The sequence below is a fragment of the Zobellella endophytica genome (genome assembly GCF_003012775.1).
Classification (GTDB): domain Bacteria; phylum Pseudomonadota; class Gammaproteobacteria; order Enterobacterales; family Aeromonadaceae; genus Oceanimonas; species Oceanimonas endophytica.
The window spans coordinates 93,642-109,517 of record NZ_PXYG01000006.1; the positions used below are offsets into that span (position 1 = coordinate 93,642).

Here is a 15,876-nt window from a genome sequence, read left to right on the forward strand (position 1 = left end):
TTCCATGGGAGGGGTAACGCAATTGGGGGATATCACACCAACCGGATTGGACAGCCTGTACTGGCACCGTTCATTTGGGCGACTGGTCGATAAGCTGGATGCGCCTGATTTCTGGCTCGGCGTGGCACGTCTGTTGCGTGACGACGTCAGCTTCGAAAGCTGGGTGGCGCTGATCTTCTCACCCGTCCGGCCACCGGAGATCCTGGCCGAAAGCGACACGGACGATGGCAGTGACGAGCAGTTGTTCCGCGATTACCAGCAGGGGCTTTACCTGTTGGATCCCTTCTATATCGATGCCTGCTCCCAGGCTCGCAGCGGCTTGTTCCGGCTCGATGACGTGGCGCCGGAACAGTTCGTACACACTGAGTACTACCAGCGTTATTTTCACCGCAACATCGTGGCCGATGAAATACAGTTCAATGTCGTCCTGGATAACGAACGCACCCTGTGCCTTTCACTCGGTTCCTCGCACCGTTTCCGGCGACCGGCCATCGGTGTCCTCACCATGATCCAGCCCTGGCTATTGCCGCTGATGCGTCAGCGCATGCATTTTGAAAAGGCCAGGGAGACGGCGCTACCCGGACCTCACCCTTGGCATCCACAATCGGAGTTGCCGGCACCGCCGGCCATCACGGCCCTGACCGACAGGGAGCGAGAGGTCAGCCAACTGATGCTCGGCGGTTGCAGCACCAAAGAGATTGCCCGGCGCCTGGGGATTTCGGTCGAAACGGTCAGGGCGCACAAGAAACACCTTTATGCCAAGTTGAACATCAATTCGCAGTCGGAGCTGTTTGCCCTGTTCTGGCAGGCGCGGAAAGAAAGTGCAGGCGCCAGGGAATAATGGCACGGAAAACAACAAGGGCGGCCCGAAGGCCGCCCTTGTGCTGGTGATGCTGGCTTAGCGCCGGTTGCCGCGGTAGGCGGGCGAGGCATTCAGCACCATGTGGCGGTTGATGTCCTTGTACAGCAGGTAGCGGAAGCGGGTCGGGCCGCTGGCGTAGCAGGCCTGCGGGCAGAAGGCGCGCAGCCACATGTAGTCGCCAGCTTCCACTTCCACCCAGTTCTGGTTCAGGTGGTACACCGCCTTGCCTTCCAGCACGTAGAGGCCGTGTTCCATGACGTGGGTTTCGTCGAACGGGATCACGCCGCCGGGCTGGAAGGTCACGATATTGACCTGCATGTCGTGACGCATGTCGGCGGAGTCCACGAAGCGGGTGGTGGCCCAGGCGTCGTTGGTGTCCGGCATCGGCGTCGGCTCAATGTCGTTTTCGTTGGTGACGAAGGCTTCCGGTACCTCGATACCGTCCACATGCTCGTAGGCCTTGCGGATCCAGTGGAAGCGCACCGGCGCGTCGCCGTTGTTCTTCAGGGTCCAGTTGGCAGACGGCGGCAGGTAGGCGTAGCCACCGGTTTCCATCTGGTACTCTTTCCCTTCCAGAGTCAGGGTCATTTCCCCTTCCACCACGAACAGCACGCCTTGAGCGCCGCTGTCCAGCTCGGGCCGGTCGCTGCCGCCCTGGGGGGAGACTTCCATGATGTAATGGGAGAAGGTTTCGGAAAAACCGCTCATCGGGCGGGCGATGACCCACAGCCGGGTGTTATCCCAGAACGGCAGGAAACTGGTCACGATATCGCTCATCACGCCCTTGGGGATGATGGCATAGGCTTCGGTAAAGACCGCACGGTCGTTGATCAGTTGCGTCTGGGGCGGCAGACCGCCGGTGGGGGCATAATAAGTGTTACGGGCCATTACATCTGTCCTTTTTCATGCAAAGTGGTTGGTCTGCGCCAACGGATCAGCAGTGGTCCTGACGAGGCTGCTGTTTAGATGCTGAATATCGTTGATTGTAGAGCATGGCCATTTGATTTATAAATTAAATAACTGAATGGCAACTAGTGGCTTTGCCACTGGATGGAAGGCATGAACCTGAACACCACCCTGGATCCCGTTTTGCTGCGCAGCTTTGTGGCCGTGGTCGACACCGGCAGCTTCACCCGCGCCGCCGACAGCACCCACCTCACCCAGTCCACCGTCAGCCAGCAGGTGCGCAAGCTGGAGTCTCTGCTCGGCTGCGAGCTGCTGCACCGCAAGGGCCGCTACGTCACCGCCACCCTCGAGGGGGAGCGGGTGTTGAGTTACGCCCGCCGCATCCTGCAGCTGATGAACGAGGCGGTGGCCCAGACCAGCCTGAGCGCCGAGCAGCAGAAGATCCGCCTGGGGGTGCCGGAAGACTTCGCCACCCACGCCATCATGCCCACCCTGTCGGCCTTCGCCAGCGAATACCCGGGCATCCGCCTGGAAGTGAAGAGCGGCCTGTGCAGCGACATCTGGCGCGAATTCCAGCGCAACGAGCTGGACCTGGCCCTGGTCAAGCAGCGCCAGGGCAGCGCCCCCGGCCTGGCCAGCTGGCCCGAGCCGCTGTGCTGGATCGACAGCCTGCACGGCAACAACCTGAACAACCACCCCATCCCCCTGGTCACCTTTCCCATCGGCGGCCTCTACCGCAGCGAGATGGCCCACACCTTCGACAGCCTGGGCCGCAGCTGGCGGCTGGCCTATGTGAGCACCAGCCTGTCCGGGGTATGCTGCGCGGTGGAGGCCGGGCTGGGCATCTCGCTGTTGCCCCGCCGGCTGGTCACCGAACGCCACCGCATCCTGAACCAGCGCGACGGCCTGCCGCCGGTACCGGATCTGGAGCTGACCCTGCACGCCCAGGACCAGCTTTCTGCCCACAGCCGGATACTGGCGGAAAGGCTGATCAGCGCCTGCAACCAGACCTGCGATAACCGCCTCCCCGCCTGATGCGCGCAGGCGCAAACAGCGGCATGCCAAGCCCCTACATCGACTCGATGCCGCCACCAAAGCTGCGATAGACGGCGACCAGCCGGCTGAAGCTGTCCTGTTCCTGTTGCGCCATCCGATCGCGGCTGCGCAGTTGCTCCCGCTCCGCGTCCAGCAGCTCGAGGAAGTCGCCGCTGCCGGCATGGTAGCGGGCCCGGGCAATCGCCACCGCCTTGTCGCTGGCCTGCCATTGCTGCTCCAGCCGGAGCTGCCGTTCCCGGCCGAGGTTGTAGCCGTGCAGTGCCAGCTGCATCTCGCCCAGGGCGTCGATGACCTTTTGTTCAAACTCGGCCAGCGCCATTTGCCGACCGGCGCCGGCAGCCCGGATGCGCGCCCGGACCGACCCCAGATCCGCCGCCTGCCAGCTCAGTCCGGGGGCGATGGACCAGCTGCGCTGGTCGGCGCCGAGGGCCCAGCCGGGACCGGACACGAACCCGAGGAAACCGCTGAACGACAGGCTGGGGTACAGATCGGCGGTGGCCACGCCGATATCGGCGGTGCGCGCGGCCAGCGCCCGCTCGGCCCCGGCCACGTCGGCGCGATAGCGCAGATAGTTGGTGCCGTCGGCGATGGCCACCGGCTGCGCCAGCCGCGGCAAACCGGCCCGCTCTCCCAGTTGCAGCGAGCCCGGCTTGCTGCCCACCAGCGCCGCCAGGGTCGTTTCCGCGGTCAGCAGTGCCAGTTGGTGGTCCGGGAGACCGGCCGCCACCTCCAGCAACTGGGCATCGATGCGCACCAGCTCCAGTTCGGAGGCCAGGCCGGCATCGAAACGGGCCTGAATGACGTCCCTGGTCTGCCGCAGGTTGTCCAGGTTCTGCCGGGCGACCTCCAGCCGTAGCTGGGCGCCCCGGTACTCACCGTAGCTGGTCGCCACCTGGCTGACCAGCCGCAACTGGGCGTCGTGCCAGAGGATCCTGGCCTGCTCGGCATCGGCCCGGGCCGCCTGAGTGGCACGGCGAAGCTTGCCGAACAGGTCCGGATCCCAGCTCAGGCCGAGACCGCTGCGGTAACCACGCGCGATAACACCATCGTCGTCGCTGGCCACGGTGCCGTTTTCGCCGGCCTGATAGCCGGCATCAAGACTGCCCTGGGGCCAGCGGTTGTTGCCCTCGTCGTGGAACACGGCATAGGCCCGCTCAACATTGGCCCTGGCCTGCTCCAGCTCGCGGTTGTTAGCAAGCGTCAGTTCAATCAGCCGGTCAAGGTGCGGATCCTCGAACACCTGCCACCAGCTCAGGGCCCGTTCGGCCCGGCTGTAAGGACTGCTGAAGTCGATGTCCGCCACCTGCCGCGGAGTCTGGTAGTCGGGCCCCACCGTGGTGCAGGCGCTCAACAGCAGGGCGGCAACCATGGACACAATGGTGTTGTTACGCATGTTGCAGCTCCTCGGCCGGTGCAACTGGCTGTGCGGCGGCCCGGCGCTCGCCGCGCCGGGCCAGCAGGTAGTAGAACAGCGGCGTCAGTATCAACCCGAACACGGTGACCCCGATCATGCCGGAGAACACGGCCACGCCCATGGCCTGGCGCATTTCGGCACCGGCCCCCGAGGAGAACACCATGGGCACCACCCCCATGATAAAGGCGATGGAGGTCATCAGGATCGGCCGCAACCGCAACCGCGCCGCCTCCAGAATAGCCTGCAGGGTGGTCATGCCCCGATCCTGCAGCTCCTTGGCGAATTCGACGATCAGGATGGCGTTCTTGGTCGCCAGCCCCACCAGCACGATCAGGCCTATCTGGGTGAAGATATTGTTGTCTCCGCCGTAGAGCAGCACGCCGCTGAGCGCCGACAACAGCGTCATCGGAATGATCAGGATAATGGCCAGCGGCAGGCTCAGGCTCTCGTACTGGGCCGCCAGCACCATAAATACCAGCAGGATCACCAGCGGATAAACCAGCAGGCCACTGTTGCCGGCCAGGATCTGCTGGTAGGTCAGCTCGGTCCACTCGTAACTCATGCCATGAGGCAGGGTCTCCGCCAGGATCCGTTCCATCGCCGCCTGGGCCTCGCCGCTGCTGAATCCGGGCGCCGGCCCGCCGTTGATCTCGGCGGTGGTGAAGCCGTTATAGCGCATCACCCGATCCGGTCCGGCAACCTGGTTGATGTTGATAAAGGAGCCCAGCGGCACCATGTCTCCGCTCATGTTGCGCACCTTCAGCTGGCGGATTTGCTCCGGATCCTGGCGGAAGGCGTCGTCGGCCTGCACATTCACCTGATAGGTGCGGCCGAACCGGTTGAAGTCGTTGACGTAGGTCGACCCCATATAGCCCTGCAGGGTCTGGAACAGCTCATCCAGCGATACCCCCTGCTGCTTGGCCTTGGTGCGGTCGATGTCCAGTTCCAGCTGCGGCACGTTCACCTGATAACTGGAGAAGATCCCCGCCAGCTCGGGGGTGGCCCAGGCCCGCTGCATGACCTGCATGTTCACCCGGTACAGTTCCTCGTAGCCCAGGTTGGCCCGGTCCTGGATTTGCAGGCGGAAACCGCCGATGGTGCCCAGGCCCATGACCGGCGGCGGTGGGAAAATGGCGACGAACGCATCCTGAATGCCCCCGAACGCCTGGTTCAGCTCGCCGGCGATGGCATTGGCCGACTGCTCGGCGCCCTGGCGCTCGGCGAAGTCGCTCAGGGTCACGAACACGATGCCGCTGTTCGGGCTGTTGGTAAAGCCGTTGATGCTCAGGCCGGGAAAAGCCACCGCGTGCTCGACGCTGGGGTGCGCCAGCGCGATGCGCGACATCTCCTTGATCACCGCGTCGGTGCGCTCCAGCGAGGCGGCGTCCGGCAACTGGGCGAAGGCCACCAGGTACTGCTTGTCCTGCCCCGGCACATAACCGGTGGGCGTGCTGGCAAACTGCAATCCGGTCAGACCCACCAGCGCGAGGTAGAGCACGCCGACGATACCGCCGAAGCGGATCACTTTCCTGACCAGCCAGCCGTAGCCATCGGACAGACGCGCGAAGAAGCGGTTAAAGGGAGCGAACAGCCAGCCGCCCAACAACCGGTCCATGGCCCGGGTCAGGGCGTCCTTGTCCGCACCGTGGCCTTTCAGCAACAATGCCGACAGCGCCGGGCTCAGGGTCAGCGAATTGAGCGCGGAAATAAAGGTAGAGATGGTGATGGTCAGGGCAAACTGCTTGTAGAACTGCCCGGTCAGGCCCGACATGAAGGCGGTGGGAATAAATACCGCCGCCAGCACCAGGGTGGTGGCCACGATCGGGCCGGTGACTTCCTTCATCGCCTTCTGGGTCGCCGCCACCGGCGAAAGCCCGTCGGCAATGTTGCGCTCCACGTTCTCCACCACCACGATGGCATCATCCACCACGATGCCGATGGCCAGCACCAGGCCGAACAGGGACAGGGCATTGAGGGAGAAACCCAGCAGATGCATGAAGGCAAAGGTGCCGACCAGCGATACCGGCACCGCCACCAGCGGAATAATGGAGGCGCGCCAGGTCTGCAGAAACAGCACCACCACCAGTACCACCAACAGCACGGCCTCGAACAGGGTCTTCACCACGGCTTCAATCGAGCCACGCACAAAGACCGTCGGGTCGTACACGATGGCGTAGTCCACCCCGGCCGGAAAGGACTCCGCCAGCTCGGCCATCCTGGCCCTGACATCGTTGGAGATCTGGATGGCATTGGAGCCGGAAGCCTGAAAGATCGGAATGGCGACCGCTTCCCGGTTATCCAGCAGGGAACGCAGCGCGTAGCTGTCGGCTCCCAGTTCAACCCGGGCCACATCCTTCAGTCGGCTGATCTCCCCGTCGGGGCCGACCTTGATGATGATGTCCTCAAATTCTTCCACCGTGCTCAGCCGGCCCTTGACGTTGATCAGCAACTGGAACTCGGACTCCCGGCTGGGCTGGGCCCCCAGGCTGCCGGCGGCGGCCTGCTGGTTCTGCTCGCCGATGGCGTCGATGATCTGCCTGGGCGACAGGCCCAGGGCCGCCACCCGGTGCGGATCCAGCCACACCCGCAGACTGTATTCCCCGGCACCGAACAACCGCACGCTGCCGACGCCCTTGATCCGCGCCAGCTCGTCCTTCACGTTCAGCGCCGCATAGTTCGACAGATACAGCATGTCGTAGCTGTCATCGGGCGAGGTCAGGTGCACCACCATGGTCAGGTCCGGCGACGACTTCTCGGTGACCACTCCCAGCCGCTGCACTTCCTGCGGCAGCCGCGGCATGGCCCGGTCGACCCGGCTCTGCACCTGGGTCTGCGCCCGGTCGACATCGGTGCCGATGGCAAAGGTGATGGTCAGCGTCATCCGGCCATCGGAGGTGGCCTGGGAAGACATGTACAGCATCTGCTCCACGCCGTTGATCTCCTGCTCCAACGGCGAGGCGACGGTTTCGGCGATCACCTTGGGATTGGCGCCCGGATAGCTGGCGGTGACCACCACGGTCGGCGGCACCACATCCGGGTATTCGGTAATGGGCAGCTGCCATACCGCTATGGCGCCGGTGATCACGAACATCATCGAGATCACCGCGGCGAAGATCGGCCTTTTGATGAAGAATTGCGAAAACATGGCTCCCACTCCTTAACCGCGGACCGGTTCGGCCCGGGCCGTCAGCCCGGCTCCGGCCTGGTCCAGCAATGCCTGACTCGCCCGCAGGCCGTTCAGCTGCCCGGCCTCGGCCATGTCCACCGGGGTGGGCGTGACCGTCATCTCGGGCCTGACCCGCTGCAGGCCATTGACCACTATCCGCTCATGCGGGCTTAACCCGGCCTTGATAATGCGCAGGCCGCCAACCTTGCCTCCCAGGGTCACGCCGCGGTATTCCAGCCGATCCTGGTCGTCGACCACCAGCACGAATTTATGGTTCAGATCGGTGCCTATCGCCTTGTCATCGATCAGCACGCCCCGGTAGCTGCCGCTGCCGGCCAGCCTGATGCGGGCAAACAGGCCCGGCAGCAGGCTGCCGTCCTGGTTGGCGAAGCGGGCCCGCAGACGGATGGTGCCGGTGTGCTGATCGACCGCGTTGTCCACGAAGTCGATACGGCCGATACGGTCGAACTCGCCCTCACCGGACAGGGCCATAAAAACGGGATTGTCGTCCTCCCGGGCATCGGCCCGTCGCCCTTCGCGGCTCAAGGTGGCGTATTTGAGGTAGCTCTGTTCGTCCACATCGAAGTAGGCATGCATTTCCTCGGTGGAAACGATACGCGTCAGCGGGGTCTGGCCGGCGCCGACGTGGTTGCCGGCGGTAACCTGGGCATAGGACACCCGGCCAGCGATCGGCGCCGTCACCCGGGTATACGCCAGCTCCAGCTCGGCCCGTTGCAGGGCGGCCGACACCGAGGCGACCGCCGCCGCCGCCTGATGCTTGTGCGCCAGCCTGGCATCCAGTACCTCTTCAGCAATGGCGCGCCCGGCCCGCAGCGCATTGGCCCGCCGGTAGTCGCTGTCGGCCAGCTTGAGCGCCGTCTGCGCGCCCTGCAGTTCGGCCTGCAGACGCGCCACTTCCGCCTGAAAGGGAGCCGGGTCGAGCTGGAACAGCACCTCGCCGGGCTCGACCAGGCTCCCTTCCCTGAAATGTACCTGCTGTACATAGCCCGAGACCCTGGGCATCAGCACCACCGTCTCCGGCGCCTGCAGCCGGCCGGTGAACTCATCCCACTCGGTAATGCGTTCATGGATCACGGTGGCGACCTGCACCTCGGGCGCGGCGGGCGCTCCCGCCGCCGCTTGCGGACGTTCACACCCGGCCAGCAGCACACTGGCAAGGCTTGCGAAAATAATGTTTCTGATGGCGCTATTGCTGTTCACAACGATATCCTCAAGGCGGTTGACGGTAGCCCGCGCCGACATGCGGGCAGCCATTTAATTTTGTACCGATGAGTAAATATATAGGGTAAGGAATGACAGTCAATTAATTTTATACCTATGGGTACAAAATATTTTCATCGGCCCGCTCGCTGCCGCCATTTGCTTACCGGTCGGTAAATAAGCCTGCTGGACAGAGGGTTTTACGATGTTTAAGATATAAACAGTTTTTTATGTAGGAGCTTGTTTATGTCTACGGGAACCTGCCCCCCCAGTGTTGGCCGCCCACGTGCCTTCGACATGGAGAAAGCCCTGGAGAAAGCCCTGGACGTGTTCTGGAAGAAAGGATATGACGGGGCATCGCTGTCCGACCTGACCGAAGCCATGGGCATCAACAAGCCCAGTCTGTACTCCGCTTTCGGCAACAAGGAACAGCTGTTTCTGAAAGCGATCGAACTCTACGAAAAACGCCCCTGCGCCTTCTTCTACCCGGCCCTGCAGCAACCGACCGCCTACCAGGTGGCGGAGCATATGTTGTTCGGCGCGGCTACCAGCATGGCCGATACCAGCCACCCCCATGGCTGCGTGGTGGTGCAGGGCGCCCTGTCCTGCAGTGAGGCGGCCGAGACCGTCAAGGCCGCGTTGATCGCCCGCCGCCGCAACGGCGAACTGGCCTTGCGGGAACGCCTGGAACAGGCCAGGGAGCAGGGCGACCTGCCGACCGAGGTCGATACCGCCGTGCTGGCCCGTTATCTGGGCACCGTGCTGCAGGGTATGGCCATCCAGGCCACCAATGGCGCCACACCGGAGGAATTGAAACAGGTGGCCCAACTTACCCTGGACAACTTCCCCCGCCGCTGAACCGCCGCCCGGGCGGTCATGACTGGCCCTGCCCCTTGAGTCGGGACAACGCCCGCCGCTACGTCAGCCCGGCCTGCCGCCGCAGCATCGGTGTCAGCTCGGCCACCGCCTGTTGCAGCCGGGCAACGCATTCCGCCGCCGCCGCCAGCTCGCCGCCGCGGGCCAGGGTTTCCAGCTCCAGCGCCACCGCCGCCAGCGCCCGGCCGCCCACCACCAGGGCCGAGCCCTTGAGGGTATGGGCCGCCCGGCGCAGAACCGGCGCATCGCTCTCCGCCATGGCGGCCTCGATCTCCCGCATCAGCTTCGGGCACTCCTCCAGAAACAGCTCGGCCATTTCCGCCAGCAGGGCGCGGTTACCCTCCAGGTTGCGCAGGGCGCCGTCCCAGTCGAGGCAGCCTTCCTCCGGCCCGGCCGTCGCCGCGGCCACCGGTGCAACCGGCCGCGCCGCCCGGCCCGCGCTCACCGCCGGCGCCAGCTGTTCTACCGCCCGATACAGCTCCACGGCCCGGAACGGCTTGGTCACGAAGTCGTCCATGCCCGCCGCCAGGCAGCGCTCCCGGTCTTCCTTGGTGGCGCTGGCGGTCATGGCGATGATCGGTACATGACCGCCCCGCTCCGCTTCCCCGACGCGGATCGCCCGGGTCGCGGCCAGGCCGTCCATCACCGGCATGTGGATGTCCATCAGCACCACCTCGAAGCGTCTGTCCCGCACCGCCGCCACCGCCTCGGCTCCGTTTTGCGCCAGTTCAACCCGATGGCCGCGCTGGCCCAGCAGATCGATGGCCACCTTCTGGTTGGTCAGCCCGTCCTCCACCAGCAGCACCCGGCGCGACACGATGCCTTCGGGCCGCTCCCGGGCGCCGCCGGCCAGCAGGCCGCCGCTGGCCGTCACGCCCAGGGCTTCGCTCACCGCATTCAGCAGCTCCGACTGCTTGACCGGCTTGAGCAGCAAGCGGGAGATCCGCAACTGACGGCGCAGGGAACTGTCGCCGGAACGGCCACCCGACGACAGCATCACGATGGCCAGCGCCTCCTGCGCCGGGTGCTCCCGGATCCGGGCGGCCAGCTCGAAACCATCCATCTCCGGCATCATCACGTCCAGCAGCGCCAGCGCAAAGGGCTGGTCCCGGGCCTGCTCCAGCAGGTCCAGCGCCTGGGCCGCACTAGTGGCCAGACTGGGGCGCATCCCCCAGCGCTGCAGGATTTCATCCAGGATCATGCGGTTGGTCTGGTTGTCGTCCACCACCAGCACCCGCTGTCCCTGCAGCCCCAGCGGATGTTCCGGGTCATAGCGGCATGCCCCGGCCAGGCCGAAGAGGGCGTCGAAGCTGAAACAGCTGCCTCGTCCGCCCGGGCCGCTGTCGATCCGGATCCGGCCGCCCATCATCGCCACCAGTTGAGCGGCTATCGACAGCCCCAGCCCGGTGCCGCCGCGCTGCCGGGTGGTGGAGGTGTCCGCCTGGCCGAACGCCTCGAACACCCGTTGCCGCTGCGCCTCGGGAATGCCGATGCCGGTATCGCGCACCTCGAAGGCGACGCACACCTGCCGCTTGTCGCAGCGGACCAGGCGCAAGTCGATCACTATCTCGCCGCTGTCGGTAAACTTGATGGCGTTGCCCACCAGGTTGACCACCACCTGGCGCAGCCGCACCGGATCCCCCAGCAGCCGGTCGGGGATGTCGAACGGAATATGCACCGCCAGCTCCAGGCCCTTTTCGTGGGCACGCAGAGCCAGGGTCTGCAGGGTGTCGCCCAGGGTATCGCGCAGCTGGAAGGCCACCGACTCCAGCTCCAGCCGGCCGGCCTCGATCTTGGAAAAGTCCAGGATGTCGTTGATCAGGCTGAGCAGGGTGTCGGCCGATTTCTGGATGATGGCCACATACTCCGCCTGCTGCTCGGTCAGTTCGGTCCGCTCCAACAGTTCGGCCACGCCGATCACCCCGTTCATCGGCGTGCGGATCTCGTGGCTCATATTGGCCAGGAACTCGCTCTTGGCGAGGTTGGCCTGCTCGGCCTGGTCCCGGGCCTGGCGCAGCTCCAGCTGGGACTCGCGCAGGGCTTCGGTGGTGGCCTGCAGCGCCCGGGTCCGTGCCGCCACCCGCTCTTCCAGATGATGGCGGTGTTGCTCCAGCTCGGTGATATCCGAGTACACCGCCACATAACCACCGTCACCGGTACGGTGTTCGCTGACCTGGATGCACAGGCCGTCGCTGCGCACGAAGGAGAAGGTGCCGTGAGGATCCCGGTGCTGCTCCAGCCGCCGGGCGATCCATTGCTCGGCCGAGGCGTAGCCGCGGGGCACCAGCCCCTTGGCCGCCACGTCTCGCAGCAGCTCTTCAAAACCCATGCCCACCGCCACCAGATCGTTGGGCAGGGCGAAATGCTGCTTGAAGCGGGAGTTGAACAGCACCAGCCGGTCGTCCGCGTCGTACAGGGTAAAACCTTCGGCGATGGATTCGATGGCCTCGCTCAGCTGGTCCCGGGCCGCCTCGGCCCGGGCCTGGGCCTCTTCGGTCATCCGCACCTGCTCTTCCAGGTGTTCCCGCTGGGCTTCCAGCTCGGTGATGTCGGTATAGATGGCCACCGCGCCGCCATCGCGGGTGCGTCGTTCGCTGACCCGCAGCTGCAGGCCGTTGCTGCGTTTCAGCTTGAACGGCGGGCCCGGGCTGCGCCGCTGGGCCAGGCGCCAGTTGAACCATTGTTCGGCATCGTCGTCGCCGGAGAAGACCAGCAGCTTGCGTTCCACCACCGCCCGGATCAGTTCGCGGAAATGCATGCCCACCCGCACGATGTCGGGCGCGGCGGCATAGTCGTCGCGAAAGCGGGAATTGAAGGCCACCAGCCGATCCTCCGCATCGTACAGGGTAAAGCCTTCGGAGATGGACTCGATGGCCTCGGTGAGCTGCTGGTGCGCCGCCTCGGCCAGCGCCTGCTGGGTGCGGGTTTGCTCCACCTGCTCGGCCAGCGCCTGCTGGGCCTGGCGCCGGCTGCTGATGTCGGCGATAAACCCCTCCAGCGCCAGCAGACCGTCCTCGCCGTCGAACACCCCGCAGCCCTGCTCCCACACCCATTTTTCCTCTCCGTCACGGGTATGGATGCGGTATTCCACCTGGTACGGCCGTCGTTCGGCCAGGGCGTCCTGCACCTGTTGCCAGAGGGCGGCCTTGTCCTGCTCGTGCACCAGCTCGACATAATGGGGCCGGCCGGCGGTCATCTCTTCCGGCGCGTAGCCGGTCAAGGCCCGGCAGCCTTCGCTGACAAAGATCATCCCCCACTGCCGGTCGTTGCGGCCACGGTAGGCCATGCCGGGCAGGTTGGCCATCAGGGTGGCCAGCCGCCGCTGGCTTTCGCGCAGGGCCCGGGCCGCCTGTTCGCGCTCGATCACCCGGCCCAGCTGGGTGCCAATCTGCCCCATCACCGTGAGCAGCGAACGGTCGGGTTCCTGTACCTGGTCGGAAAAGAACTCCAGCACCGCCACTACCCGGGGCCCGACCAGCACCGGGAAGGCGGCGCCGGCACGCACTCCGATGTCCTGCCCCTGCCGGGCGCGCTGAAAGTCGGGATCCCGGGTCACATCCGGGATCCAGGCCGGCTCGCCGCTGGCCAGCACCCGCTCCGGCAGGCCCAGGCTGGAGCCGTAGTGGCTGGCCTCGGTGAGCTCGCGGAACAGCCGGAAGCGCTCGCCGTTGCTCAGGTGCCAGAGCCGGGCCGGTATCAGCCCGGTGGCCGGGGGGTCGGCCGGATACCAGGCATGGCCCACCGGCCAGCCGGTATGGGCACACACCTGATCGAGAGCGGTCTGCATCGCCTCGTCCACGCTATTGGCCTCGTTTGCTGCCCTGGTGATGATCTGGTTGAGCCGCAGGAAGCGGCTGTAAGGATGGCGGCGGTCGGTCATGGCGGCCTCCCGGGGCTCAGGGGAAGACGCCGCGCAGCAGCTTGGCCTCGGTGACCCGCGTCACCCCCTCGATCAGGGCCGCGGTACGCATATCTATGTTGTTTTCCCCGGCCCGGCGCAGGGTGCGCTGGAAGGCGTCCAGCAGTATCGCCTGCAAGCGGTCGTTGATCTCCTCCAGGGTCCAGGTGAGATTCTGCATTCCCTGCACCCACTCGAAGTAGGACACGGTCACCCCGCCGGCGTTGCCGAGGATGTCGGGCAGCACGAAGATCCCCCGCTCGAACAGGATCTCGTCGGCTTCCAGCATGGTGGGGCCGTTGGCGCCCTCGGCCAGCAGCCGGCACTGGATCTGACCGGCGTTTTCCACCGTTACCTGGTTCTGCAGCGCCGCCAGCGCCAGCACGTCGCAGGGCAGCGCCAGCAGTTGCCGGTTGCTGATCGGCTCGGCCCCGGGAAAACCGGCCAGCACCCGGTGTTCCGCCACATGGGCGAGCAGCGCCTCCACCGACAGCCCCTCGGGCTGGTACAAGCCGGTGGACACGTCGCTGACGCCGATGATCTTCACCCCCAGTCCGGCGAGGAAACGGGTGGTATAGCTGCCCACGTTGCCGAAGCCCTGCACCACCGCCGTGGCCCGGCTCAGATCCAGCCCCAGGTGGGCCGCCGACGCCTCGATCAGGTACACCAGGCCGCGACCGGTGGCTTCCTTGCGGCCGAGGGAGCCACCCAGCACCACCGGCTTGCCGGTGACCACCGCCGGCACCGCATGGCCCACCTGCTGGCTGTAGGTGTCCATCAGCCAGGCCATTACCTGTTCGTCGGTGCCCATGTCCGGCGCCGGTATGTCCCTGTCCGGACCGATGATGTCGATGATTTCGGCGGTGTAACGCCGGGTCAGCCGTTGCAGCTCGTGCTTGCTCAGGGTGGTGGGATCGACCCGCACCCCGCCCTTGGCGCCGCCGAAGGGCAGTTTCATCAGGGCGCACTTCCAGGTCATCCACATCGCCAGCGCCGCCACCTCGCCCAGATCCACGTCCTGGTGGTAGCGGATCCCGCCCTTGGTCGGCCCCATCGACAACACGTGCTGCACCCGGTAGCCGAACACCGTCTCGACCTGGTTGCGATCATCGCGAAAGAAGGGGAAGGACACCATCTGGGTGCGTTGGGGAAACAGCAGCCGCTGGCGGATGTTGTCGTCCAGATCCATGTACTGGGCGGCCTTGAGAAACTGCTGCTGGGCCAGGCGGAACATGGGGGAGTCCCACTCACCGCCCCGCGCCCGGGCACGGGACAGGGTGTAGCGGATGGACCGGCTGAGGGCGGTACTCTTGAGGTTCGACTTCACCAGATAGTCGTAGGCGCCGGACTCCACCGCCCGTGCCGCCAGCTTGACGTCGTCCAGGCTGGTGAGGATCACCACCGGCACCTGGGGCGCAGCGAGGCGCACCCGCAACAGGGTTTCCAGCTCCTGGCTGTCGGGCAGCACCAGATCCAGCAACACCAGATCCACCTCGCCCCCGGCCAGCCGGGCCAGGCCGTCGGCCAGGCAGGCCACCGCCTCGACCTCGCACTGCAACCGGGTATCGGCCTTGAGCAGTTGTTGGATCAGCCGGCTGTGCAGCTGGTTGTCTTCAATCAATAGCAGACGAATGGGAAGTTCGAGCATAACCGCCGCCCTCGTGATCCATCGGCGCCGGGCCGGGCGAGAGGCGCGGCCTGCGGGCTTCATAGCATTAAGGGTAGGTCAGTGCCGTCCGGGCGTCAGTAGCCGGCGAACTCCTCGACCCGGATATTGTCGTCCGCCACCCCGGCCCGGTTGAGCAGGCGCTGCATGGCATCCACCATCCCGGGCGGGCCGTCGAGGTAATACAGGGGGCGGCTCAGGTCCGGCACATAACGGGCCAGCATGGCCTGGTCCAGGTAGCCGGTTTCCCCCTGCCAGGGCCGGCCGGACTCGGCCATCCGGGTCATGGTCGGCACCAGGGTACAGTGGGGCAGTTCGTTGCAGGCGAGGGTCAGGTCATCGAGAAAGGCGGCGTCCTCGGGCCGGCGGTTGGCATAGAACACCACCAGTGGCGGCGCCTGCCGCTCATGCCGGGCCTGCAGCAGCATGCTCCTGAGCGGGGTGACGCCGATGCCGCCGGTGATCAGCACCGCGGGCACCGCCTGGTCATGATGCAGGGTGAAGGAGCCGTAGGGGCCCTTGAGCACGAGTTCGGTTCCCGGGGCCAGACCGGCCAGCACCCGTTTGAAGGCGCTTTGTCGCAGGCGGGTGGCCATCATCAGCTCTTTTTCAAACGGGGCCGACGCCAGCGAAAAAATCCGGCCGTTGCCCTGCTCGTCGGTTTCCGGCGGATCGATCAACTGCAGGCGGGCGCACTGGCCCGCCTTGAACTCAAAGCCGGCCGGCTTCTCGAAGTACAGCGCCAGGGTGCCTTCGGCAACCTTCTGCGAACGGATAAGAGTAATGGTACTGCTGGCCATGGCACACCTCC

10 protein-coding genes are annotated in these 15,876 nt (G+C 65.6%); 3 read left to right on the forward strand and 7 right to left on the reverse strand.

Annotated features, from left to right (window positions below; all coding sequences use genetic code 11):
• Positions 1–4 precede the first annotated feature (4 nt).
• The gene (locus C7H85_RS13835; protein WP_210433657.1) at positions 5–841 is read left to right on the forward strand and encodes a helix-turn-helix transcriptional regulator; all 837 of its coding nucleotides are present in this window, start codon (positions 5–7) and stop codon (positions 839–841) included.
• A 57-nt stretch (positions 842–898) separates the two neighbouring features.
• Here C7H85_RS13835 and C7H85_RS13840 read toward each other — a convergent pair whose 3' ends face one another.
• Complete coding sequence (locus tag C7H85_RS13840) at positions 899–1,750, reverse strand: bifunctional allantoicase/(S)-ureidoglycine aminohydrolase (protein ID WP_106730285.1); 852 nt, start codon at positions 1,748–1,750, stop codon at positions 899–901.
• Between the two features lie 171 nt (positions 1,751–1,921).
• Here C7H85_RS13840 and C7H85_RS13845 point away from each other — a divergent pair, with 171 nt between their 5' ends.
• On the forward strand, positions 1,922–2,803 hold the full coding sequence (locus C7H85_RS13845; protein ID WP_106730286.1) for a LysR substrate-binding domain-containing protein: 882 nt from the start codon (positions 1,922–1,924) through the stop codon (positions 2,801–2,803).
• Between the two features lie 34 nt (positions 2,804–2,837).
• Here the strand turns inward: C7H85_RS13845 and C7H85_RS13850 are convergent, their stop codons facing one another.
• Genes C7H85_RS13850 through C7H85_RS13860 form a run of 3 tightly spaced genes read right to left on the reverse strand, consistent with a single transcriptional unit; the run spans position 2,838 to position 8,625 of the window.
• A complete protein-coding gene (locus C7H85_RS13850) occupies positions 2,838–4,217 on the reverse strand; it encodes an efflux transporter outer membrane subunit (protein ID WP_106730287.1) in 1,380 nt (459 codons plus the stop codon).
• Positions 4,210–7,383: an efflux RND transporter permease subunit gene (locus C7H85_RS13855; protein WP_106730288.1), complete on the reverse strand. Its 3,174-nt coding sequence runs from the start codon at positions 7,381–7,383 to the stop codon at positions 4,210–4,212. The genes C7H85_RS13850 and C7H85_RS13855 overlap by 8 nt, the downstream gene beginning before the upstream one ends.
• Before the next feature lie 12 nt (positions 7,384–7,395).
• Positions 7,396–8,625, reverse strand: a complete 1,230-nt coding sequence (locus C7H85_RS13860; RefSeq protein WP_168388267.1) for an efflux RND transporter periplasmic adaptor subunit — start codon at positions 8,623–8,625, stop codon at positions 7,396–7,398.
• Between the two features lie 297 nt (positions 8,626–8,922).
• On the opposite strand from C7H85_RS13860, the gene C7H85_RS13865 reads away from it, so the two are divergent.
• Entirely contained in the window at positions 8,923–9,483 is a 561-nt protein-coding gene (locus tag C7H85_RS13865; RefSeq protein ID WP_210433658.1) for a TetR/AcrR family transcriptional regulator, read from the forward strand.
• A 58-nt stretch (positions 9,484–9,541) separates the two neighbouring features.
• Here C7H85_RS13865 and C7H85_RS13870 read toward each other — a convergent pair whose 3' ends face one another.
• The 3 genes from C7H85_RS13870 to C7H85_RS13880 all read right to left on the reverse strand — a co-directional run bounded on the left by C7H85_RS13870 (position 9,542) and on the right by C7H85_RS13880 (position 15,865).
• Positions 9,542–13,381, reverse strand: a complete 3,840-nt coding sequence (locus C7H85_RS13870; protein ID WP_106730291.1) for a response regulator — start codon at positions 13,379–13,381, stop codon at positions 9,542–9,544.
• Positions 13,382–13,397: 16 nt separating this feature from the next.
• Positions 13,398–15,047 (reverse strand): Glu/Leu/Phe/Val dehydrogenase dimerization domain-containing protein, encoded by a 1,650-nt coding sequence (locus C7H85_RS13875; protein WP_106730292.1) that lies wholly within the window; start codon positions 15,045–15,047, stop codon positions 13,398–13,400.
• Positions 15,048–15,142: 95 nt separating this feature from the next.
• The gene (locus C7H85_RS13880; RefSeq protein ID WP_106730293.1) at positions 15,143–15,865 is read right to left on the reverse strand and encodes a ferredoxin--NADP reductase; all 723 of its coding nucleotides are present in this window, start codon (positions 15,863–15,865) and stop codon (positions 15,143–15,145) included.
• Positions 15,866–15,876: the final 11 nt, after the last annotated feature.

What these genes read in the sequence shown, in the direction of transcription:
- C7H85_RS13835 (WP_210433657.1), top strand. Translation starts at nt 5, where the DNA reads ATGGGAGGGGTAACGCAATTGGGGGATATCACACCAACCGGATTGGAC.
- C7H85_RS13840 (WP_106730285.1), bottom strand. Translation starts at nt 1,750, where the DNA reads ATGGCCCGTAACACTTATTATGCCCCCACCGGCGGTCTGCCGCCCCAG.
- C7H85_RS13845 (WP_106730286.1), top strand. Translation starts at nt 1,922, where the DNA reads ATGAACCTGAACACCACCCTGGATCCCGTTTTGCTGCGCAGCTTTGTG.
- C7H85_RS13850 (WP_106730287.1), bottom strand. Translation starts at nt 4,217, where the DNA reads ATGCGTAACAACACCATTGTGTCCATGGTTGCCGCCCTGCTGTTGAGC.
- C7H85_RS13855 (WP_106730288.1), bottom strand. Translation starts at nt 7,383, where the DNA reads ATGTTTTCGCAATTCTTCATCAAAAGGCCGATCTTCGCCGCGGTGATC.
- C7H85_RS13865 (WP_210433658.1), top strand. Translation starts at nt 8,923, where the DNA reads ATGGAGAAAGCCCTGGAGAAAGCCCTGGACGTGTTCTGGAAGAAAGGA.
- C7H85_RS13870 (WP_106730291.1), bottom strand. Translation starts at nt 13,381, where the DNA reads ATGACCGACCGCCGCCATCCTTACAGCCGCTTCCTGCGGCTCAACCAG.
- C7H85_RS13875 (WP_106730292.1), bottom strand. Translation starts at nt 15,047, where the DNA reads ATGCTCGAACTTCCCATTCGTCTGCTATTGATTGAAGACAACCAGCTG.
- C7H85_RS13880 (WP_106730293.1), bottom strand. Translation starts at nt 15,865, where the DNA reads ATGGCCAGCAGTACCATTACTCTTATCCGTTCGCAGAAGGTTGCCGAA.